Origin of the sequence: Collinsella aerofaciens (assembly GCF_027679495.1) — a bacterium.
GTDB lineage: Bacteria > Actinomycetota > Coriobacteriia > Coriobacteriales > Coriobacteriaceae > Collinsella > Collinsella aerofaciens_AK.
The window spans coordinates 110,232-131,997 of the sequence record NZ_JAQEKC010000002.1 but is presented as its reverse complement, the minus strand read 5'-3'; the positions used below and the strand labels follow the sequence as shown (position 1 = coordinate 131,997).

Genomic DNA, 21,766 nt, shown 5'->3' with positions numbered 1-21,766 from the left:
CATGGCCGAACGCAACTATCTGAGTATCGGCCAAGTCGTCAACCTACTTCGAGGCGCATACCCCGATCTTTCGAACTCAAAAATTAGATTTCTAGAGGATGAGGGGCTCATTACCCCTCATCGTACGCCTAAGGGATACCGTCAGTACTCTAAGGAGGACGTTGATCGCCTGGAGGTCATCCTGCATTTGCAGAAGACCCGCTACATGCCGCTCAACGTGATTAAGCAGCGCTTGGAAAACGCCACGGACCTGTCAACGCTCGCTTACGAGGTGGGCTTGCTGTCCGATGTTCCGCTCAAGACGGAGCCCAAGGAGACTAAGCAAAAGCTGCATCCCATCGAGACCATTCCCGATATGCTGGGCGTCGAGATTTCGTTTATACGCTCGCTCGCCGAGAACGACCTCATTCGCATCATCAAGAGTCCGCAGAATCGTGAGCTCGTCGATGGTCGCGATTTTCCAATCATCCGCTACTGCTCCGAGCTGTCACGCTTCCATATCGAGCCCCGCAACCTGCGTCAGTACGTGTCTTCCGCCAACCGCGAGTCCTCGATGTTTGAGCAGGTGCTCGTGAGCATGCTCGGAATGGATACCTCCGATGACGAGCGCGACGCCAAGCTTGAGCGTGCGTTTAAGAAGCTTCACGACCTGACCGAGGGTGTGCACACTGCGCTGCTCAAGAACCGCGTTTTTGAGTCGCTCAATGCCGTGGTCGAGGACGCCGACATCGATGCACTCGATGAGGAAATCACTCGCTCCGAGTCCACCAAAGCCAAAAACGAAGAGATAGCCACGCCGGCTTCGCACGAGGATTCTCTCGTAAAGCCACTCAAGGTCGTCGCCCCTTCGCACTCCGGCACCGCCACGGCGGGCAAATAACCGCTGCTGATATTTCGGCAACCCATTGAAAGGTCATGCAATGTACGACTTCGAATCTCAAATCGTCGACATCCCCGACTATCCCGAGCCCGGAGTCATATTTAAAGATATCACGCCGCTCTTTGGCAATCCCGAGGCGCTCAAAGCCATGACCGATGCCCTCGCCGAGCACTTTGCCGGCATGGGAATCACCAAGGTCGTGGGTCCCGAGGCTCGCGGCTTTATGGTTGGCGTACCGGTGGCTGTGGCCCTTGGTGCCGGCTTTGTTCCCGCACGTAAACCGGGCAAGCTACCCCGCAAGACGGTGAGCCAGAGCTACGAACTCGAATACGGCACCGACTCTATCGAAATCCATGCCGATGCCATTACCTCTAAAGATACCGTGTTGATTCTGGACGACTTGGTCGCGACGGGCGGAACCGTCGAGGCAACAGGTAAACTGGTGCGAGATATGGGCGCAAAGCTTGTGGGCTACGGGTGTATCCTTGAGCTTGCGTTTCTCAACCCGCGCGAGAAGCTCACGCCGTCTGATGACGATGTGGAGCTCTTTAGCCTGGTGACGGTGGAGTAGCCGTTACCCTTAGTTACTGGAAAGGAAGCTACATGCGCACAGCAAACACGCACAAAAACATGGCACGCTGCGCTGCTACGGCAACCCTCGCTTGTGTTTTGGGCTTGGGCCTCGCGGCTCCTGCCTACGCCGATACCGCATCCGACCTTGCCGCTGCTCGTACGAAGCTCGAGCAGATCGGTACCCAAACTCAGCAGATTTACGATGAGCTTGCCACGCAGACGCAGGCGCTCGATCAGACTGCCGGCGAGATCACGCAAAAGCAGCAGGAGATCGCCGATGGTCAGGCCAAGCTCTCGACCTATGTCGCCGGCGAGTACAAAACCGGCGGTCTGAGCCTGCTTCAGGTTTTGACGGGTGTCGATGATCTGAGCGATATGCTCAACCGTTTGTTCTACTACGGAAAAGTTTCCGACAAGCAAGCTCAGACCATTCAAGAGGTCAAGGAGCTTAAGCAGGAACTTACCAACAAGCAGGCCGAGCAGGAGAAGAACGTCGCCGCCACGCAAAAGAAGGTCGACGAGCTCAACGCTCAGCAGGCCGAGGCTCAAAACGTTGTGAACTCTCTGGACTCCCAGCTGAAGGCCGAACTTGCCGCCGAGGCCGAGGCCAATGCCGCACTGCAGGCCGGCATTAACGCCAGTACTGCCGAGAAGGCCACGGTGAACACCGAGACCGCCGGCACGACCGAAAACACCAACAACGGTGGCCAGACCAGCAATAACAACAACCAGGGCGGCAACACTCCGGCTCCTACGCCGGCACCTGCTCCGACGCCGCAGCCCCCCACGCCCGCTCCAGCTCCGACGCCTTCTGTTCCGAGCCAGTCCGTCGATGGCGGCTCTGTTGTCTCGCGTGCGTACAGTAAGCTTGGTTGCGCCTATTCCTGGGGCGGAATTGGCCCGAACAGCTTCGACTGCTCTGGTTTTGTTAGCTATTGCCTCACTGGTCGCTATTGCCGCCTGGGCACCACGGGTACCTTTATGGGCTGGACGCGTGTGTCCGATCCGCAGCCCGGTGACGTTGTGGTCAACTCGTACCACACCGGCATTTACATCGGTGGTGGTCAGATGATTCATGCTTCCGACTACAACACGGGTGTCATCATCAGCTCCGTTGCCGCCGGCATGAACAATAACTATATCTTTGTGCGTTACTAAGTCATCTTACACAGCGTGTGAATGTGGACCTCGTGGCTTCAAGTCGCGAGGTCCATTCTTTTTTTCTCTAATCTTGTACGGCTAGCTAGTATTCAAAACTAGATAGCCGTACATTCAGTTTGCAAGATGGCTATAATTGTTGAGGAACAATTAGAAAGGACCCTCTATGAGCTGGGCACTTATCTCAGATTCAAGCTGCAACCTCCGCGATTGGCAACCGACCGCGCCCCATACCACCTTTGCATTTGCGCCCCTCAAAATTCGAGTGGGGGAGCGTGAGTTTGTCGATGATTTGTCACTCGATGTCCACGAGCTCAATTGCGACGTACAGGCGGAGTCAAGCGCCTCGTCGAGCGCATGTCCCAGTGTAGGGGAGTGGGCAGAGCTTTTTAAGCTGGCCGATAAGACGATTTGCATGCCCATCTCCGAGGGTGTCTCGGGTAGCTACAACGCCGCCGCTACGGCACGCGATATGGTCCTTGCCGCAGAGCCCGAGCGCCAGATTCACCTGGTTAACTCGCGAGCCGCGGGTGGCAAGATGGACTTGATCTTCTTACTCTTTGATCGCTATCTTGCAAGCAATCCGGATGTTTCCTTTGACGATGCTTGCAGCTATTTTGATGCCCTAGAGCAAAACAGCAAGATCCTCTTTAGCCTGTGCAACTACCAGAACCTCGCGAAGGCCGGACGAATCCCTAAGGCCGCCGGCGTCATTGCCAACAAGCTCAATATCCGCATTTTGGGCACCGCGAGCGAAGCAGGCGAGATCGAGCTCGTCGGGCACACGCGCGGTGAAAAGAAGATGCTCAACAAGATTATCGACACCATGGAAGCGGAGGGTTTTACCGGCGGCGAGGTTGTCATCGATCATGTTGAGAACGAAGCGGGTGCCCAGGCGCTAGCAGATCACATTGTTGAGCATTGGCCAGGCTCTAAGGCCATCATCATGCCCTGCAACGGCCTTGATTCCTATTACGCCGAGATGCACGGCCTGATTATCGGCTATGGCATGGGCGTTTCCTCAGGACGCTAAGGCTGCAACGTTGGTGGGACAAAATAATCAGTAGTATTAGTCCCAGGGTCGATAGCGGAAGCTAGCTTGAACTCGCTATCATACCTGGGACAAATACTACTGATTATTTTGTCCCACCACCTCACAGGTCGCTAGCTGCTAAACCCGTTGAACTTAAGATAGCTCATCAGATACGCCTTCGAAACGAAGGACGAAACGGCGCTGCGTACGAGCAACGACTCACGCGTGACCTGATGGGCGGTATCGGGAACCGGCGTCTGCTCGACGGAAAAAGCCGCACGAATCCATGCCTCAAGCTGATCGACCACATAATCAAAGGCCGTCGGGGCATCGTAGCTCAAGCGCTGAATGTTAAAGAGCGCCTGGACCGCAGCAATAGGTAGCACCTGCTTAAAGATGCAGATAGCGATCAGACGGGCAATCTGCTCGCGGCCATATTGCTTTTTGACCGGAGCAGGCACCAGGCCGACCTTCACGTAGTTATTGATCATCGATGGCGTAATGACAGGTTGCTCAACGCAAATGGACAGCGGCTCCATCCACAGCGCAACATACTCAATGACCTGGTCGCGGTAGAGCGTCACATTGGGCAACTGGTCATAGCGCGGCAGACTCAATGTATTGAGTTTCCGCACGATATCGGACTGAATAAATGCATCGGGCAGCACCGTCGGCTGAATATCCTCGGGCTTAATGCTGACCGACGAATCGGACATCGGAATAACGTGTTTAACGTGGTTCATAAGAGGCCTCCGTTCGTTTTCTATATTGTATTCTAGGTTATCTAGTTTTGCATACCACATATCCGCTAAGAAAATTGGCGGGACAGTGCACTGATGCATCGTCCCGCCATTTAGTTAATTGATAGCAAGCTTACATAAGATATATTATCGTACTTATCCACGGAGAAACGCGTATGCGCTCGTTGCCGCTATGGCTCCATCAGAAACGGCGGTCACAACCTGGCGTAAGCGCTTGGAACGGATGTCGCCAGCGGCAAATAGACCAGGTGTACGGGTGGCCATCGAATCGTCGGTGACAATGCCGCCGTCGGGAGCCAGGTCGACTAGATGCTCAACAAGCTCGGTATGTGGCTGCGTCCCCGTAAAGACAAAGATGCCAAACGAACCGGGCTCAAATGACTCGGCATGAGTTTCCCCAGATGCATTGTCCTTAAAGGTAATCGTCGTTGGCATGGCTTCGCCCGATAGCTCCACAATACTAGTTTGGTACCTAACTGTAATATTGTCCTTTGCGAGTACTTTCTGAACAACACCATCGGGCGCACGGAACTGGTCGCGGCGCAGCACGATGGTCACACTGCTGGCAATGTCGGACAGGAACAGCGCCTCTTCGCATGCCGAATTGCCACCACCGATTACAAAAACCTGCTTGCCGCGGAAAAACATGCCGTCACATGTTGCGCAATATGAAACGCCACGACCGCGATACGTATCCTCGCCTGCGAAACCTGCCGGACGCGGCGTGGCACCCATGCAAGCGATAACGCTCGAGGCCAGCGTATCGCCCATATCGTGATGCACCGTAAACAACGCTGCATCGGCATCGTAATCGATACCCGTAACCATGCTCCATGTAACCTGTGCTCCCAGGCCCTCTGCATGCTGCTGAAAACGCTCGCCGAGTTCGGCGCCACTCAGGAGCGGGAAACCCGGATAGTTCTCGACCTCATTGGTTGTGGCGATCTGCCCTCCCGACATGCCCTGCTCAATCACGGTCGTCGTCAGGTTGGCACGCGCAGCATAAATGGCGGCAGCATAGCCCGCGGGGCCGCCACCGATAATCGCAACATCGATCGGCTTATCGGTAGTCATGAAGCGTCCTTTCGTCGAAACGTTGTCGTTCTTTGCGCTCGTACCCAAATTTACGTGAACGTGACACTCATGCACTACAATGATAAATCCGTATTACAAAGCTGAAGGGGAGTTATCGATGGACCAGGCGCAGACGAGTGACGACGCTCCCCTGCTCACGCACAGCACTCCCCAATCGGAGCAAACCACGCTCCTGGCTCAGCAAAAACCTCTCGTGACCATCGTGCACGCCTCCGTTGGCTCGGGCCACAAGGCCGCCGCAAATGCGATAGCGCAGGCATTCGACCTCATCCGCGGCACCAATGGCATCCCCGAGGATATTGAGATTGAAGTGCTCGATATCCTTGATTTTGGACGTATTAAATTCGACGGCAATAAGACCGCGGCTTCTTTTACGGGAGCCACGCGGCCCATTTACGACCTGACCTGGCGATATACGCTTACGGGACATCTTCTCTGGGGTGGCGGAACGGCATGGTCGCGAATTATGTTCCCCGCCTTCAACGAATATATTCGTAGCCGCAGGCCCATAGCCGTGGTTGCAACGCACATCACAGCAGCCAATGTTGCCGTGGGCGCCCGCGTAATTACGGGTATCGATTATCCGGTCATCTGCGTACCGACCGACTACGAAGTCGAGGGATGGTGGCCCCACAAGGACACCGATTTATTCTGTGTTGCCAATGAATTTATGGCCGAAACGCTGCGTCCGCGCAAGGTGCTCGAGACAAAGATTCGCATTACCGGCATTCCTATTCGCGCCGGATTCGACACGGATTACGATCGCGAGGAAGAGCTAGCTAAGTTCAACCTCCCCACCGAGAAGACCGTCGTGCTGGTAATGGCCGGTGCCAGCTTGCCTCAACCGTACGTTCGCTTTCGCGCGGAGATGGACCGCACCCTCCCCTTCCTACGCAGCTTCGAAGACATGCACTTTGTCTTTTTGCCGGGCAAAGACACCGAATATGCCACCCGCCTCAAAACGCTCTTCGACGCCATGAAGCTCGAAAACGTCACGGTTCTGGACTATGTCGATGATATGGCAGCGCTTATGCACGGCTGCGACCTGGCAATTCTCAAATCGGGCGGACTCACCGTCACCGAATGCCTGTGCGCACACCTGCCGATGATCCTGCTGGGCAAGTCCTATGGCCAGGAAAAGGCCAACACCACCATGCTCACCGACATGGGCGCCAGCATGCATGTCACCACCGCACGAGAGCTCATCGTGACGTTGCGCCATCTCCACGATCATCCTGAGTCGCTCAAGGCACTGCTCATCAATGGCGAAGTGCTGCGCCGTCCCCACGCAGCCGAAGACATAGCCATCGCCGCCATGGAGCTCGTAGGCAAACCCCAAAAGCGCAAAAGAGCCTTCTGCCGCTTCTACTGGGGCGGAAAACCTGCGCATATCCGCTAGTCGAATGTCCGCCGCTCTGCCGGAGCCGCCCTTATATCATTCCATGCTCAAACATTCTCGCTTCGCTGCGAAACTGCGCGTGGAACGATATAAGGGCGGCTCCGGCAGAGCGGCTGCGTTTACTTACTAGCAGCTACTTCGGTATCCCCTCCATTAGAACCTGCAAAGGTAAAACAGGAAAATATAAATACAGTAAGCCGATTCGACAAAGGGACAGCCCCTTTGTCGAATCGGCTTACTAGAAAAGTAAATATTGTTTCAAGCGAGTAGCCGCCCGCCCGCCTCTCTCACATATCGTTCCACGCGCAGTTTCGCAGCGAGCGAAGCGAAGCGAGAATGTTTGAGCATGGAATGATATGTGTGCGAGGCGGGCGGGAGGGATATGTGCGTCCCTAGGCGACGCCGCTGGAGCCGAAGCCTCCTTTGCCTCGGTCGGTTTCGTCTAATTCGTCTACTTCTATGAGGTTGACCGTGGGGACTTCTTGGATGACGAGTTGGGCTATGCGGTCGCCTTTGTTGATTTGGATGTTGTTCGTGGGATCCAGGTTGATGAGGATAACCTTGAGTTCTCCTCGGTAGTGGGCGTCGATGAGGCCCGGCGTGTTGACTATAGACAGGCCCTGCTTGATGGCCAAGCCGCTGCGGGGCTGAACGAAGCCGGCGTAGCCATCGGGCAGGGCGATGGCCAGCCCCGTAGAGACCAGACGGCGCTCGAAGGGCTTCAGGACGCAGTCCTCGTTGGAGCGCAAATCCAAGCCGGCATCGGTGGGATGGGCGTATTTGGGAAGCTCAACGGTGGGGTCGAGACGCTTTATGTTGACGGTAATGTTGGACATGGAATCACCTTAGCTTGTCGAGCTCTTGCAGAAACTCATCGACGTCTTTGAAATCGCGGTAGACCGAGGCAAAGCGAATGTAGGCCACCTTATCGATCTTGGCCAAGCGCTTGAGCACCATGTCACCCAACTCATGGGACGTGACGGCCGTCAGCGTGCGAGAACGCAGCTCAACCTCGATATCGTCGATAATCTCATTGAGCTTCTTAGTGTCGATATCGCGCTTGATGGTGGCGCGCATCAAGCCGACGAGCAGCTTATTGCGATCAAACCGCTGCTTGGTTCCGTCTGACTTAATGACCTCGATTGGGTCTTCGCATCGCTCGAACGTTGTAAAGCGGTAGTTACACGAGCAACATTCGCGACGGCGCTTAATGGTGTTATTTGACTCCTGCACACGAGAATCAACGACGCGGGTATGTGCCTTGCCGCATTTGGGACAGCGCATGGTACCTCCTCTTAAACGATAACAAGGGTACCATGCGCAGCACGATAATGATTACGAACGAGCAGGAACCTTAAGATGCGCACCGGCGGCGAGCGAACCATGCTCCAGATGATTGACGTTACGGATCATGTCGGAAGTCTCTTGCGTGGAAAGGCCTTCGATTGGATATTCCTCGGCAAGCGACCAAAGAGAATCGCCAGGCTGAACGCGAATGGTCTCGTAGGTAATGTTGGAAACGGACTCGGCATACGCGGCGTGACGAGCGCTAAAGACCGACATAGCGAGGACAAAGAAGAGCGTAAGCGCAACGGCGACGGCGACAATCGTCGGAACCTTCAGGGCAACGCGGGCCGGCGCGACTACAGCCTGCTGATTGCGCGCAGGCTTTACGGTCAAAGGCTGAAAGCCGGAGCGGCCACCCTGAACAACCGTAAAAGTGGGTTCTGCAGGCGTCTCGAGCTTAAGGGCGAGGTTTCCCTGGACCATATTCGTTACGTTCATCATGTTCTCCTCTCGCGTGTTTTGCTGAGAACAGTTTTATCAAGCCGCGCGGACAAAAATGTCTAGCGCGAGAACGAATGTTCGGTTATTATTATCTTCGAACAGTTGTTCCTGTCAAGCAAAATTCGAACATTTGTTTGACATGGGTAGAGAGGATGCCCTGATGGCTCGCAAAATTACCAAGCGTCAGCAGCAAATTTACGACTTCATCAAGGAATATCAGCAGGAGAAGGGTTATCCGCCCAGCGTGCGCGAGATGGCTTCTGCCGTGGGCCTTTCCTCCCCCAGCACCGTGCACGCCCATCTATCTGCCCTGGAGGCGCGCGGGCTACTCAAGCGCGATGCCACCAAACCGCGCGCCCTGGAACTCTTTAACGAGGACGGTTCCTCTGTCTCAATTTCTAAATCTGACGAGCCCACTGCACCTCGCGGAACGGTCTCGCTACCGCTCGTTGGTCGCGTCGCGGCTGGGATTCCCATTCTGGCCGAGCAGAATATCGAAGACACTTTTACTATCCCGACCGAAATCGCCACCGATCAGGGTTCCTTTATCCTTGAGGTGCATGGGAGCTCAATGATCAATGTCGGCATCTTCAATGGCGATTACATCATTGTCCGTGAACAAAAGAGTGCCATGAACGGCGAAATTGTCGTGGCCATGATTGATGGTTCAGCGACCGTCAAGACGTTCTACAAGGAGCAGGGACGCGTACGCCTGCAGCCCGAGAATGACACCATGGAGCCTATCTATGCAACGAATCCCGTTATCTTGGGCAAAGTCGTCGGCTTGATGCGCCGGTTCTCGTAATGCAAAAACGCATCACCATCTTTGATACCGTCCGCGGGTTTACGATGATTTCAATGGCAGGTTTTCACGCTTGTTACGATCTCGCCTACCTGTACGGTTGGGATATGCCCTGGTTTACACAGACTGTCTTTCAAGACATCTGGCGTGCCAGCATCAGCTGGGTATTCTTGTTTATCGCGGGTTGGATGTGCACGCTCTCACGCAACAATGCTAAACGAGCGGCCAAATACGCTGCCGCAGCTTTGGTCGTCTGGATCGTAACAACGCTCGTATCCGTCGACGATTCAGTGAACTTTGGCATCATTTATTGCATGGCGGCGTGTACCGCTGTGGCAGCCGTAGCACGACCGATGCTTCAGAAATTTCCCAGCACATTGGGCATTGCGATATGCCTCGCTCTCTTCGCAGCGACATGGGGCATTCCGAAATCGACCTATTCATTCCCCTATTTGGCGTGGCTAGGATTTCCCGACCCAAGGTTTGTTTCAGGCGACTATTATCCAATCATCCCGTTTATATTCATGTACCTCACAGGATACTTTGCTGCGCGTACCGCTCAAAGATGTGAACATCCCGCCCCAAGCTGGGCCTACGCCAATCCCGTCCCGGCGCTCGCTAGCCTTGGACGCCATGCACTCCCCTTTTATCTGCTGCATCAGCCCATCATTCTGGGCATTTTGGAGATCGTCTACTCGGTGCGATAACGCTCGAGCCGCGGTGCAATACGAGCCGGCAGTTTCGCCACAATGCGAACGCCATCCTCGAGATATTCCTCATGCAGAAGGGTTCCCTGCTCATGTACCAGCGTGATGAGAGCGCCCTCACGATACGGGATATCAGCGGAGAGCAACACATCGGTGGCAGCTGCCTCGCGAGCAATCCGGTCGACGAGATCGTCGAGCCCCTCGCCCGTTTGGGCCGAGAACAGAACGGCCTCCGGATAGCGACGACGGAAACTCAATCGATCGACGCTATCGAGAAGATCGATTTTATTGAATACGGTAAGCGTTAAACGCTCTCCGGCGCCGATCTCATCAAGCACGCGGTCGACAGCCTCCAGCTGCCGCTCATAGTCCTCGTCAGACGCATCTACGACTTTGAGAATTAGATCGGCACCCAAAACCTCGGACAGCGTCGATTTAAAGGCATCGACCAGACCATGGGGCAGCTTTTGAATAAAGCCGACGGTATCGGTAATCGTCATGCCGCGACCGCCGGGCAGACGATACGAACGCGTCGTCGGGTCGAGCGTAGCAAACAGCTTGTCCTGCGAAAGTACCGTAGAGCCGGTCAGACGATTGAGTAACGTCGATTTACCGGCATTGGTATAACCGGCTAACGCGACGCGAAACGCCGGGGACTCAATGCGACTCTTGGATTGAACATCGCGACGCTGTTCAACCTGCTTGAGCTCACGACGAAGCGCAGCGATCTTATTACGAATGAGGCGACGGTCGACCTCGAGCTGACTTTCGCCCTGACCAAAACGTGAGCCGATGCCGCCGCGCGTCTGCTCCTTAGCGAGATGGCTCCACATGCCACGCAGGCGAGGCAACAAATATTGAAGCTGTGCCAGCTGTACCTGCAGGCGTCCCTCACGCGTCTGAGCATGCAGGCCAAAGATATCCAGGATCAGTGCAGTACGATCGATAATCTTTACCGGCTCGCCCACGGCTTTCTCCAAATAGGATTGCTGCGAGGGGGTCAGGTCGTCGTCAAAAATAACGACATCGGCATCCATGCGATGCACCAGGCCGGACAGCTCTTCAACCTTACCGGAACCGATAAACGATTTAGGATACGGCTTTACCAAACGCTGCGACAAGCGTGCCACGCACTGGGCACCAGCTGTGTGGGCAAGACGCTCCAGCTCATCAAGCGAGCGATCGAGCGGCCATGCATTGTCGCGCCACTCAACACCAACTAAAATGGCACGCTCGGGCTCGGGTGCCGTGGGAACAAGGAGGAAACGGGGCATTAGGCAGCCTCAATACGATGCAGGATATCCTCAACGACCTCATCGATCGTACATTCATCCATATCAAACCACACGATACGGTCATCGCGCTTAAACCACGAAAGCTGACGCTTGGCATAACGACGCGAACGCATCTTAATGAGTTCGCGAGCCTCATCCATGCTCATCACGCCATTGAAAGCATCAATGATCTCTTTATAGCCAATTGCCTGCATCGACGTCAGGGCATCTCCCAGCCCCTGGCCCATAAGACCGCGGACCTCATCGACAAGACCCTGCTCAAACATCAGATCGACGCGCTGGTTAATGCGCTCGTAGAGCACCTCGCGATTACGCGTCAGACCAAACCATAGGGCATGATAATGCTCGTGCGGAACACTAAACTGCGACTTTTGCTGCGCATAGGAGACGCCATCATCATGCATCTCGAGCGCACGAATCACACGGCGCACGTTATGGGGATGAATAACAGCAGCCGATTCTGGATCGCGCTCGGCAAGCAAGGCATGCAGTTCTTCCTCGCCAATACGCTCGGCAAGCTCCTGATAGCCCGCACGACGATCGTCCTCAAGTTCACCCGAGGGAAAGTCCATCTCATCGAGGGCGGCCTTGAGATACAGCCCCGTACCTCCGCAAAAAACCGGCAGGCAACCCGAACCAAGGAGACGTTCAACATGCGCGCGAGCGTCGGCCTGATAAAGCGCAGCAGAATATGCCACACCCGGCTCTACAATGTCGACGAGACGCAGCGGCGCCGCGCACTCATCGGGCGCCATCTTTGCGGTACCGATGTCCATGCCGCGATAGATTTGCATCGCATCGCACGACAGCACTTCGGACGAAAGACGAGCTGCCAAACGGTCGGCAACATCACTCTTACCAACCGCCGTCGGACCGACGATCGCAACGGCGGAAAGACCTGCCCCGGGAGAAACCATTAGCGCGGCTCGCCCACAACGGAGCCGGACAAATACCAGGTCTTGGCAACGTCAACGTCAACATCAACGATCTTACCAACAAGCTGATCGATGCTGTAACCCTCGGGGATAGGCGCATGCACGGTCTGATTCTTGGGACTCTTGCCCAGCAGGACCGCGTCGTTCTTTTTACTCGTTCCCTCAATGAGCGCCGGAACCACAGTATGAAGCTCACCCTGGTTATACTCGTGTGCCGTGGTCTCGATAACCTTAACCAGACGGTTGAAACGCTCGAGAATAACCTCATGCGGCGTAGGATCGTCAATCTCGGCGGCCGGGGTACCGGCGCGCTTGGAATAGATGAAGGTATAGGCCTGAGCATAGCGGACCGTCTCGGCAAGTGAGAGCGTCTGCTCAAAGTCTTCTTCAGTCTCACCCGGGAAGCCAACGATAATGTCGGTCGAGAGCGCGATATCGGGCATGCGGTTGCGAATGCGATCGACAAGGCCCAGATAGTCCTCGCGTGTATAACGGCGATTCATCTCTTTGAGGATCCGCGTCGAACCTGACTGGACGGCCAAGTGCAGCTGCGGCATAACGGCAGGCGTCTCGGCCATGGCGTCGATGGTCTCGGGCAACAGGTCCTTGGGATGCGAAGACGTAAAGAAGATGCGCTCCACGCCCGTATCGCCCACGGCACGCAGCAGATCGGCAAAACGCGGCTTGCCAAACAGATCGCGACCATATGAGTTAACGTTTTGGCCCAGCAGCGTAATCTCACGCACGCTCTGGCGCACCAAACCGGTCACCTCGTCGACAATCTCCTCGAAGGGGCGGCTCTTTTCGCGACCGCGCACGTACGGCACGATGCAATAGGTGCAGAAATTATTGCAGCCCGTCATGATGGGCACCCAGGCGTGATACTGAGTCTCGCGATGCCACGGCATGCTCATAGCATCCGCATCCTCATGCTCATTGGTGCGGATATGACGCTTACCATCAAGGAACGCCTCGGCAATGAGCTCGGCCACATGTGCAATGGAATGCGTGCCAAAGATGACATTGACGTTATCGACGTTGGTGAGCAGGCCCTCGCCATCGCGCTGCGCGATGCAACCGCCAACGGCAACCACGCGCTTGCCCGAAGGCGAAGGCGGCAGGCTTTTGCAGGAATTGCACTGACCGTACAGGCGAGTATCGGCGGCCTCGCGCACGCAGCACGTCATGAAGACAACGATATCGGCATGCGCGGGATCGAGCGCCATGAGGCAGCCATACGAATCAAGCAGACCGCTCACACGCTCGGAGTCGTGCTGATTCATCTGGCAGCCAAAGGTGCGGATAAAGTAGGTTTTACCGGCAAGAATATCGCGTACGGAACGCTGGTCCATGTGCATAAGTCCTAACGATGGGGAGCGAAACAAGGCAAGCAGAAGCTATGCCACAGGCTTAACATCATCCATGACGACGTTATCCATAGCAGCTCGATTGATCTGGTGAACGTAGATAGAAAGGCGGATGGCCGTGCGCGACTCCCCGTTAATGAGGATGTCGGAGAACACGGGCGCGCAGGAAATATCAAAACCGGTTGGAATCAAAAAACCGCGCGCGATAGCAACGGCCTTAATGGCCTGGTTGACGGCACCGGCGCCGACACACTGGATGTTGACGGGCACACCATCCTTGACCATGCCGGCGATGGCGCCGGCAACGGACGCGGGCGATGATTTGCTTGATACCTTCAGGCAATCCATGAAGAAACTCCTGCATTTAAAAGTACGTTTTAACTGCAATAACTGTATCGTACCGAGTGGACTCGGTAAAGGCACTATTCCTCTTTGGCAAGATCAAAGGTCACGGTGATTCGATCACGCGAAACACGGATCTTTGGGTCGCCGCAAAGGTTGAGATAGTATCGGGCGGCAAGGTCATTAAAGTCGCGTTCCACAGCGCGCGAAAACTGTGCCATGTCATCCTTGGCAATACGTAGCCCGCGACGATCCTTCGCGAGATCGACAGGAGCCGGCGCATGCGAGGACGAATCACGCTCGCGCAGCAGACGCGCGGTCACACCGCGAACGGGCTTAATCTGCCCTGCCAAAATGCGATGGGCCGTGCGCTCGGACATCTCAAGACCCAAACCCGAACAAATACGGATAAAGTCCTCGGCATCAGAAGCAAGGCCTAAACGATCGACAACCGGAAGCTCACTCTCGTCATCAATGAACAGGAGACGAGACGTATCGAGCCGACTTGACGCTTGAGCATAAAGGGTCGCGGCAATCTCAGACGGAGAACCAAGATAGACATCGCAACCACGCAACTCCTCGAGCGCAAACTCACAAGCAGCGCGAATAATATTATGTGGGCCGCGAGCGCAGACATAACGTCCGTCCTCTTCCTTGACGGCCTGGGGCCAGCTGGACTGATCGGCACGCTCACTGAGGCGGTCGGCCGCAACGCTCACCTTGAAGGCTGAACCAAGATCGACGCCGGACGTGACCACACGGGCCTCGTCGGTGTTCTGCTTGATCGAAAACAATGCCATGCCACGACCGTGAACGCCCCAACGGTCCATCTTCATGCTCTCGAGCTTGGAGGTAACGCGGGCATCAAAGATTCGCTCTTGCATATCCTGCGGAACGCCAGAACCGTTATCCAGAAAGACAAGCGTGCGGACGCCATCTTCCTTGGTCGTGGCGAGATAGACCTTGTCGGCGCCGGCATCGCGAGCATTACGGAGCATTTCGATGACGATGTCCTCGACATGCTGAATGTCGTGCTTAGCCTGGCGCCGCTCGGCCTCCGAAACGCGGAGGCGGACATACCCCTCGCCAAGGTTCTCCTCGACGCGAAGGTTGCCCTCCCCCGACATCGACGCGATAAATGAGATGAGCTCGTTCGCGTCGCTCATGTTATTTAGCGATATCGACAGCGCGGCTCTCGCGAATCACGACGACGCGCACCTGACCGGGATACTCCATCTCTTCCTCGATCTGATGGGCGATATCGTGAGCCAGAACCGTGGACTGGGCATCGGAAATCTTGTCCGGCTGGACCATGACGTGGACCTCGCGACCGGCCTGCATGGCATAGGTACGTTCGACGCCGTCATGAGAGTTGGCGATCTCCTCGAGCTTCTCAAGACGCTTGATGTAGTTCTCGGCAGACTCGCGACGGGCACCGGGGCGAGAGGCAGAGACAGCATCGGCGGCCTGCACCAGGACATCGAGCACCGTGTTGGGGTCGACATCGGCATGGTGAGCCTCAATAGCGTGGACGATAACGGGCTTCTCGCCATAACGGCGGGCAAGCTCGGCGCCGATGACGGCATGCGGGCCCTCGACGTCGTGGTCGATTGCCTTGCCCAGGTCATGAAGCAGGCCGGCGCGCTTGGCGGTCACAACGTCCAGGCCAAGCTCGGAAGCCATCACGCCGCACAGATCAGAGACCTCGAGGGAATGCTGAAGCACGTTCTGACCAAACGAGGTACGGTAGCGCAGGGCACCAAGGGTCTTGACGATCTCGGGGTGCAGGTCGTGGATGCCGGTATCGAAGGCAGCCTGCTCGCCAGCCTCGCGCACGCGCTGCTGAACCAGGTCGGCGGCCTTGTGATACATCTCCTCGATACGGGCAGGGTGAATGCGGCCGTCGGCGATGAGGTTCTCGAGGGCGACACGGGCGGTCTCACGACGGACCGGGTCGAAGCTCGAAAGAACGACGGTCTCGGGCGTGTCGTCGATCACGAGGTTGACGCCGGAAACCTGCTCGAAGGTCCGGATGTTGCGACCCTCGCGACCGATGATACGGCCCTTGAGGTCATCAGAGGGAATGTGCACGGAGGTAACGGTAACCTCGGCAGTGTGGTCGGCAGCGCAGCGCTGAATCGCCAGAGACAGAATCTCCTGGGCGGTCTTGTGGCACTCGGCGCGAACCTGCTGCTCGGACTCGCGAATGATCGTGGCGGCCTCGTGGGTGACCTCGCCGCGAACCTTATCGAGGAGCTCCTTGTGGGCGTCCTCGCGGGTAAGGTCGGCGATACGCTCGAGCTCGGAGGTCTGCTTTGCGCAGAGCTCCTCGAGCTCACGGGAGCGCTTCTCGACCTGACCGGCCTGGCTGGACAGCTGATGCTCGCGCTTGTCGAGAGCGTCGTTGCGGCGATCGAGGGATTCCTCGCGCTGCATCACGCGGTTCTCGAGCGTACGAATCTCGTTCTTACGCTGCTTGTCCTCGGCCTCAGCGGCCTGCTTGTTCTTGATGATCTCCTCTTTAGCCTCGAGCAGAGCCTCTTTTTTGAGGGTCTCGGCCTGACGCTTAGCATCACCGATCAGGGACTCAGCCTGTGCGTGTGCCGACTGAATCTTTTCGTCGGCCTCGTGAAGACTACCCTGCTTGGCGGTGCGCATGTAGGCAATGGCGGCGATGGCACCCAAAACGATGCCAACGAGCGCTGCGATGATAGGCATGCTCACTCCTTTTTATGGATTCGTTACACAACAAAGCGAACCGTCCTTACGAACGGCTCGCGACATTTGAGTAATATGGGCGCAGCTTATGCGGGTCGGATACAGGTAAACATATAAACAAACTCATCACAGATGAGCACATATCACAAAGCAAATGACAGTGTTTATCGTACGTTGAACCACAACAACTGTCAAATAAATGGCCCCAGCGCGGCGGCTAAAACGCGGTGAACGGCAGGGCCACAAAGCGCATACGCCTAAACCGCACATTTCTCGCGTTCGGCATCGAGACGTGCCTTAACGGCATCGGCGGCGATGTGATACGAGAAGCCCTTGCCCATCAAAAACCGAACCAGTTTTTCGAATCCGCGCGTCTCTGGAACACGCCGCTTGGCGAGCAGGGCTGACGCACGCGCCAAATCGTCTTCGACGGCAAAATAATCCTCGGGATAACCGGGAATGTCATCGAGCACGACATGACGGCGCTTGAGCTCGGTCTCGATTTTGCGCTGTCCCCAACCGCGCCGCTTGCGCTCCTCGATAAAGTACGAGCAAAAGCGGTTCTCGTCTAAAAAGTGATACTCTGTGGCGCGCTCGACGGCGAAATCGATCGCGGGCTGGTGAAAGCCGTAGCGAGCCAGCTTGTCACGGACCTCACCCGTCGCATGGTCGCGGCGCGATAGCATCTCGGTCACCATGGTAAGTGCACATTTACCCTCGATGAGCTGCACCGCCTCACGAAAGTTGTCCCAATCACAGGGAAGATCGGGGCGGTTTTTGACATACAGCCGCGCGACCCGCACGGGAATCCAAATGGACCGCTCAAAACCGCCCTCAAGCTCACAATCGATATGTGCGCAAGGCTTTTTGGACGCATACCCGCTCGAGAACGAGGAAGCCGCCTTCTTATCGGGAAAGAAGGCCGTGGCCTCGGTCACCGTATACGACATGAGCGTAACCGCTACTCGTCGTCATCATCGAGCATGGCGGAACCATCGATGGCGTAAAGCTCGTCAAACTCCTCAGGCGCAGGCTGATCGGTCAGCTCGACCTCGGACGGAGCATCGTCATCAAACTCAAGTCCGCAGGCAAGGCGGACCTTATGCTCAATCTCGTCGGCGCAATCGGGGTGTTCGCGCAGGAAAGCCTTGGCGGCCTCTCGACCGTTGCCAAGCTTGTCCTCGCCATAGGCAAACCAGGAGCCCATCTTCTTGCAGATGCCGCACTCGACAGCCATGTCCAGAATTGAGCCCTCCTTAGAGATGCCCGTACCGTACATGATGTCGAACTCAGCAGAACGGAACGGAGCTGCCACCTTGTTCTTAACGACCTTGGCGCGCACGCGGTTACCGATAACCTCGTCCTTAAGCTTAATGCTGTCGATACGGCGAATGTCGATACGCACCGAAGAGAAGAACTTAAGGGCGCGGCCGCCCGTCGTAGTCTCGGGGTTGCCGAACATGACGCCGATCTTCTCACGCAGCTGGTTAATGAAGATGCACGTCGTGTTGGACTTGGACAGCGAGCCGGCGAGCTTGCGGAGCGCCTGACTCATTAGGCGAGCCTGAAGACCGACCGTAGTATCGCCGATTTCTCCCTCGATCTCGGCACGCGGGGTCAGCGCGGCGACGGAGTCGACGACGATGGCATCGATGGCGCCGGAACGCACGAGCATGTCAACAATCTCAAGCGCCTGCTCGCCCGTATCGGGCTGGGAAATGAGCACCTCGTCGATATCCACGCCGATGCGCGCGGCATACGTGGGATCAAGCGCGTGCTCGGCATCGATAAATGCCACAACGCCACCCATTGCCTGGGCCTCGGCCAGGATCTCGAGCGAAAGCGTCGTCTTACCGGAGGACTCAGGACCGTAAATCTCGACGATACGGCCGCGCGGCACGCCGCCGATACCCAGCGCGGCATCGAGGGCCAGGGCGCCCGTGGGAATGGCCTCGACCTCGAGCTCGGGACCACCGTCGCCGTACCTCATGATGGAACCCTGGCCGAATTTCTTCTCGATCTCGGCCTTGGTGGTGGCGATCATCTCATCGCGCTCTTTACCCGTCGTGCGAGCATGAACGGTACGTACGGGACCTGAATTCTTGGCCATGAATAGCCCTCCTCTTAACAACCTGCATCGATAATAAACGAACGGCTGTTCGTGGTCAACCGTTCAGGCCAATCATATGCAGGCGGTCTTTCCAAAACCCAACCAAACGCCGACCAAACACTGACCAAATGCTTGACCACAAAGGACCAAATATGAACAAGGCAGGCAAAAATACATCTACAACCAGCACAAACGCCAAATGAGCCTAAGGTCCCTATCTCCACAATTAAGGGGCTCGGAGGCCCCTTAAAACACGTCTATTCCATAGAGTTGAGCACAAGGGCAATGCGACCCAATGCCTCCGTGACCGCATGGGCACGAACACACGAACGGTCGCCCTCATAGTGGCAGCGCACAGAGTCCACGACCGGCACGCCCCCATCGGCGGAACGATGCGCCCAGCCAATATAGAAAGTGCCCGCCGGATCGTCCTCAGTGCCACCGCCGGGGCCGGCATAACCCGTTGCGCTCACTGCAATATCGCTCTGGCACAGCTCCAGCGAACCCACCGCCATCTCGCGCGCGGTCTGATGCGACACCGCGGTATAGCGGTCGAGCGTCTCCTGCTCAACACCAAGAACACGATGCTTAATCTCATCGCAATAGGTCACCGCACCGCCACGCAGCACCGCCGAGGCGCCCGGGATATCGGCAATCGTCGAGGCGATCATACCCGCCGTCAGCGACTCAGCCGTCGAAACCGTCACGCCCCGAGCGCTCGCGCGCTCGACAATATCACGCGCCAGCTCCTCGTTATGTGCGGAAATCTGCTCAAAAGAGTCCGTCATACCCACTAGGACCTAGACCGAAAAGACGATCTTGCGGCAGTTCCAGAAGTACTGGGCGCCCGAGATAACGGTCAGGACAACGGCAACGGCGTACAGGAAGCGCGACACCGAGTAGATGCCGAGCGTCAGCGCCACCGGGCCAAGGTGCAAGCCGGCCATAGCAAAAACGCACAGGTAACCGCAAATGGAGACCATCGTGGTTGCCGTCTTGTACTTGCCGAGCTTATCGGCCGCAACGACCACACCGGCCGCACTCGCGACCATGCGAAGGGCGCTCACCAGCAGCTCGCGGAACAGGATAATGAACACGGACCACACGGTCACCATACCAAAATCCAAGAACAGCAGCAGGGCCGAGAACACGAGCAGCTTATCGGCGATGGGGTCCAAGAATTTACCGAAGTCGGTGATCTCGTTGCGCGAACGCGCCAGATAACCGTCGACCTTATCGGTGCACGACAGGATCACATACAGAATGAAGGCAGCGGCGGCGAGCGGGCCGTCGAAGGTGCTCCAATCCGTACCGGCAACACTCGTGTGAGAAAGCGCCGACACGATCATGAACACCGGGATAAAGACGATGCGAACGCACGTCACGATGTTGGCGGGCGTCCAGACACTCGTCAGTTCCTTATTGCTCTCGTTAGCCACGACGCTCTCCTACTCCACAACATGACCGATAAGCTCATAGCAGAAGCTATCGGTAAACTCGACGGTCAGAATATCGCCCACGGACGCCTCGCTGGCGTCCAGATGCACCGCGCCATCGGAATCGGGCGCCTGGAACCAGGCATGGCCGATCAGCTCGGCGCCATCCTCGGTCTCTTCGATACCGTCGACGATCACCTGGGCGCGCTCGCCCACATGTGCGGCGGTGGCGGCAAAACCGAGCGACTCGGCCAGGTCCATGGCCTCCTGGGCGCGCTCGAGCTTGACCTCTTCGTCGACCTGGCCCTCCATCTTAGCGGCCAGGCTGCCCTCCTCCTGCGAGTAAGCAAAGACGCTCGTGTAGTCAAAGCCGACGGTGTCCATAAAGTCGATAAGGTCGCGGAACTCGTCGTCGGTCTCGGTCGGGAAGCCGACCATGGCCGTGGAACGGATCACGATGCCGGGGATACGCTCACGCAGATCGCGGAACAGGTCCTCGAGCTCCTGGCGCGAACCAGAACGGCGCATAGCCTTAAGGATGCGCGCGTCGCAGTGCTGCACGGGGATATCGATATAGGGCAGCACCTCGGGCGTATCGCGAATCGTCTCGATGAGTTCGTCAGTCATGCCCTCGGGCTGCAGATAGAGCACGCGGACCCAGACGTTGTGCGGGCGCACGGCCTCGGCGACGGCACGCAGCAGCTGCGCCAGATTGCGCGGCGAGCCATCGGCGACGTCCTCGTCGGCAAAGTCGGTACCCCAGATGCCCGTGTCCTGGCCGATCAGCACGATCTCGCGCACACCGCCGGAAACCAGGTCGCGCACCTCGGAGATGATGCTCTCGGCATTGCGCGAATGATAGCGGCCGCGGATGTAGGGAATCATGCAGAAGCTGCAGAAGCGGTTGCAGCCATCGGAAATCTTGACGTAAGCGACAGCACCCTCGACGGTACGTTTGACCTGCGGGATATAGGCTGCAATCTCACGCTCGACACCCAGCACGCCATCGATGACCGCCACGATGCCATCTTCCTCGTCGGCCTTCACAAAGGCAGCGACCTCGGGCAGCTCGTCAGGCAGGTCATCGCCATAGCGCGACGGCACGCAGCCGCACATGACGATGGGACAAGAACGAACGCCGTCCTGAACCTCGTTGGCGAGCTCGAGCGTGGTCTCGATGCTCTCGGACGTTGCGGAGGCGAGGAACGAGCAAGTATTGACGATGGCGATATCGGCATCCTGCGGGTCGAATGCCTCCTCGTAGCCCGCGGCGGTCAAAAGAGAACGCATGCGGTCGGTGTCAACCTCGTTCTTAGCGCACCCGAGGGTGATGTAGAGCACGGAGCCCAACGGTGTATCCATGTTGG

Annotated in this window: 23 protein-coding genes; 7 read left to right on the top strand and 16 right to left on the bottom strand. The window is 56.8% G+C overall.

Annotation, left to right across the window (positions count from 1 at the left end; all coding sequences use genetic code 11):
* Nucleotide 1 precedes the first annotated feature (1 nt).
* The 4 genes from ftsR (at nt 2) to PGW49_RS01540 (ending at nt 3,644) form a co-directional block, all read left to right on the top strand.
* Nucleotides 2-880 carry a transcriptional regulator FtsR gene (gene ftsR / locus PGW49_RS01555; protein WP_117736838.1) on the top strand — a complete coding sequence of 293 codons (879 nt, stop codon included), beginning with the start codon at nt 2-4 and terminating at the stop codon, nt 878-880.
* Between the two features lie 40 nt (nt 881-920).
* Nucleotides 921-1,451: an adenine phosphoribosyltransferase gene (locus tag PGW49_RS01550; RefSeq protein ID WP_195644922.1), complete on the top strand. Its 531-nt coding sequence runs from the start codon at nt 921-923 to the stop codon at nt 1,449-1,451.
* A 32-nt stretch (nt 1,452-1,483) separates the two neighbouring features.
* The gene (locus PGW49_RS01545; protein WP_270225192.1) at nt 1,484-2,611 is read left to right on the top strand and encodes a coiled-coil domain-containing protein; all 1,128 of its coding nucleotides are present in this window, start codon (nt 1,484-1,486) and stop codon (nt 2,609-2,611) included.
* Nucleotides 2,612-2,777: 166 nt separating this feature from the next.
* The gene (locus PGW49_RS01540) at nt 2,778-3,644 is read left to right on the top strand and encodes a DegV family protein (protein ID WP_270225190.1); all 867 of its coding nucleotides are present in this window, start codon (nt 2,778-2,780) and stop codon (nt 3,642-3,644) included.
* A gap of 131 nt (nt 3,645-3,775) precedes the next feature.
* Here the strand turns inward: PGW49_RS01540 and PGW49_RS01535 are convergent, their stop codons facing one another.
* The gene (locus tag PGW49_RS01535) at nt 3,776-4,387 is read right to left on the bottom strand and encodes a DUF1836 domain-containing protein (RefSeq protein WP_270225189.1); all 612 of its coding nucleotides are present in this window, start codon (nt 4,385-4,387) and stop codon (nt 3,776-3,778) included.
* A 153-nt stretch (nt 4,388-4,540) separates the two neighbouring features.
* Complete coding sequence (locus PGW49_RS01530) at nt 4,541-5,479, bottom strand: NAD(P)/FAD-dependent oxidoreductase (RefSeq protein ID WP_270225187.1); 939 nt, start codon at nt 5,477-5,479, stop codon at nt 4,541-4,543.
* A gap of 118 nt (nt 5,480-5,597) precedes the next feature.
* Between PGW49_RS01530 and PGW49_RS01525 the strand changes: the two genes are divergently transcribed.
* Nucleotides 5,598-6,899 carry an MGDG synthase family glycosyltransferase gene (locus PGW49_RS01525; protein ID WP_270225186.1) on the top strand — a complete coding sequence of 434 codons (1,302 nt, stop codon included), beginning with the start codon at nt 5,598-5,600 and terminating at the stop codon, nt 6,897-6,899.
* 392 nt (nt 6,900-7,291) lie between these two features.
* Here the strand turns inward: PGW49_RS01525 and dut are convergent, their stop codons facing one another.
* Genes dut through PGW49_RS01510 form a run of 3 tightly spaced genes read right to left on the bottom strand, consistent with a single transcriptional unit; the run spans nt 7,292 to nt 8,684 of the window.
* Nucleotides 7,292-7,735, bottom strand: a complete 444-nt coding sequence (dut, locus tag PGW49_RS01520; RefSeq protein WP_270225185.1) for a dUTP diphosphatase — start codon at nt 7,733-7,735, stop codon at nt 7,292-7,294.
* Between the two features lie 4 nt (nt 7,736-7,739).
* Entirely contained in the window at nt 7,740-8,183 is a 444-nt protein-coding gene (gene nrdR / locus PGW49_RS01515; protein WP_270225183.1) for a transcriptional regulator NrdR, read from the bottom strand.
* A gap of 51 nt (nt 8,184-8,234) precedes the next feature.
* Nucleotides 8,235-8,684 (bottom strand): LysM peptidoglycan-binding domain-containing protein, encoded by a 450-nt coding sequence (locus PGW49_RS01510; RefSeq protein WP_270225181.1) that lies wholly within the window; start codon nt 8,682-8,684, stop codon nt 8,235-8,237.
* A 163-nt stretch (nt 8,685-8,847) separates the two neighbouring features.
* On the opposite strand from PGW49_RS01510, the gene lexA reads away from it, so the two are divergent.
* Nucleotides 8,848-9,492, top strand: coding sequence for a transcriptional repressor LexA (gene lexA / locus PGW49_RS01505; RefSeq protein ID WP_040359862.1), 645 nt, complete (start codon nt 8,848-8,850; stop codon nt 9,490-9,492).
* Nucleotides 9,492-10,196: a heparan-alpha-glucosaminide N-acetyltransferase gene (locus PGW49_RS01500; protein ID WP_270225178.1), complete on the top strand. Its 705-nt coding sequence runs from the start codon at nt 9,492-9,494 to the stop codon at nt 10,194-10,196. Before lexA ends, PGW49_RS01500 begins: the two co-directional genes overlap by 1 nt.
* Here PGW49_RS01500 and hflX read toward each other — a convergent pair.
* The 11 genes from hflX to rimO form a co-directional block, all read right to left on the bottom strand.
* A complete protein-coding gene (gene hflX / locus PGW49_RS01495; RefSeq protein ID WP_270225176.1) occupies nt 10,181-11,470 on the bottom strand; it encodes a GTPase HflX in 1,290 nt (429 codons plus the stop codon). The two genes, PGW49_RS01500 and hflX, sit on opposite strands and share 16 nt — an antisense overlap.
* Complete coding sequence (miaA, locus tag PGW49_RS01490) at nt 11,470-12,408, bottom strand: tRNA (adenosine(37)-N6)-dimethylallyltransferase MiaA (protein WP_270225175.1); 939 nt, start codon at nt 12,406-12,408, stop codon at nt 11,470-11,472. Before miaA ends, hflX begins: the two co-directional genes overlap by 1 nt.
* Nucleotides 12,408-13,778, bottom strand: coding sequence for a tRNA (N6-isopentenyl adenosine(37)-C2)-methylthiotransferase MiaB (miaB, locus tag PGW49_RS01485; RefSeq protein ID WP_270225173.1), 1,371 nt, complete (start codon nt 13,776-13,778; stop codon nt 12,408-12,410). The genes miaA and miaB overlap by 1 nt, the downstream gene beginning before the upstream one ends.
* 45 nt (nt 13,779-13,823) lie before the next feature.
* Nucleotides 13,824-14,141, bottom strand: coding sequence for a stage V sporulation protein S (locus PGW49_RS01480; RefSeq protein WP_006235982.1), 318 nt, complete (start codon nt 14,139-14,141; stop codon nt 13,824-13,826).
* Nucleotides 14,142-14,215: 74 nt separating this feature from the next.
* On the bottom strand, nt 14,216-15,301 hold the full coding sequence (locus PGW49_RS01475; RefSeq protein ID WP_270225170.1) for an ATP-binding protein: 1,086 nt from the start codon (nt 15,299-15,301) through the stop codon (nt 14,216-14,218).
* A gap of 1 nt (nt 15,302) precedes the next feature.
* Complete coding sequence (rny, locus tag PGW49_RS01470) at nt 15,303-16,853, bottom strand: ribonuclease Y (RefSeq protein WP_089573375.1); 1,551 nt, start codon at nt 16,851-16,853, stop codon at nt 15,303-15,305.
* 257 nt (nt 16,854-17,110) lie between these two features.
* Nucleotides 17,111-17,803: a regulatory protein RecX gene (locus PGW49_RS01465; RefSeq protein WP_138112634.1), complete on the bottom strand. Its 693-nt coding sequence runs from the start codon at nt 17,801-17,803 to the stop codon at nt 17,111-17,113.
* Between the two features lie 11 nt (nt 17,804-17,814).
* Nucleotides 17,815-18,963, bottom strand: a complete 1,149-nt coding sequence (gene recA, locus PGW49_RS01460; RefSeq protein ID WP_022094695.1) for a recombinase RecA — start codon at nt 18,961-18,963, stop codon at nt 17,815-17,817.
* A 257-nt stretch (nt 18,964-19,220) separates the two neighbouring features.
* Nucleotides 19,221-19,751 (bottom strand): CinA family protein, encoded by a 531-nt coding sequence (locus tag PGW49_RS01455; RefSeq protein WP_270225168.1) that lies wholly within the window; start codon nt 19,749-19,751, stop codon nt 19,221-19,223.
* A 12-nt stretch (nt 19,752-19,763) separates the two neighbouring features.
* The gene (gene pgsA / locus PGW49_RS01450; RefSeq protein WP_229028279.1) at nt 19,764-20,312 is read right to left on the bottom strand and encodes a CDP-diacylglycerol--glycerol-3-phosphate 3-phosphatidyltransferase; all 549 of its coding nucleotides are present in this window, start codon (nt 20,310-20,312) and stop codon (nt 19,764-19,766) included.
* 99 nt (nt 20,313-20,411) lie between these two features.
* A complete protein-coding gene (rimO, locus tag PGW49_RS01445; RefSeq protein ID WP_138112638.1) occupies nt 20,412-21,761 on the bottom strand; it encodes a 30S ribosomal protein S12 methylthiotransferase RimO in 1,350 nt (449 codons plus the stop codon).
* Nucleotides 21,762-21,766 lie beyond the last annotated feature (5 nt).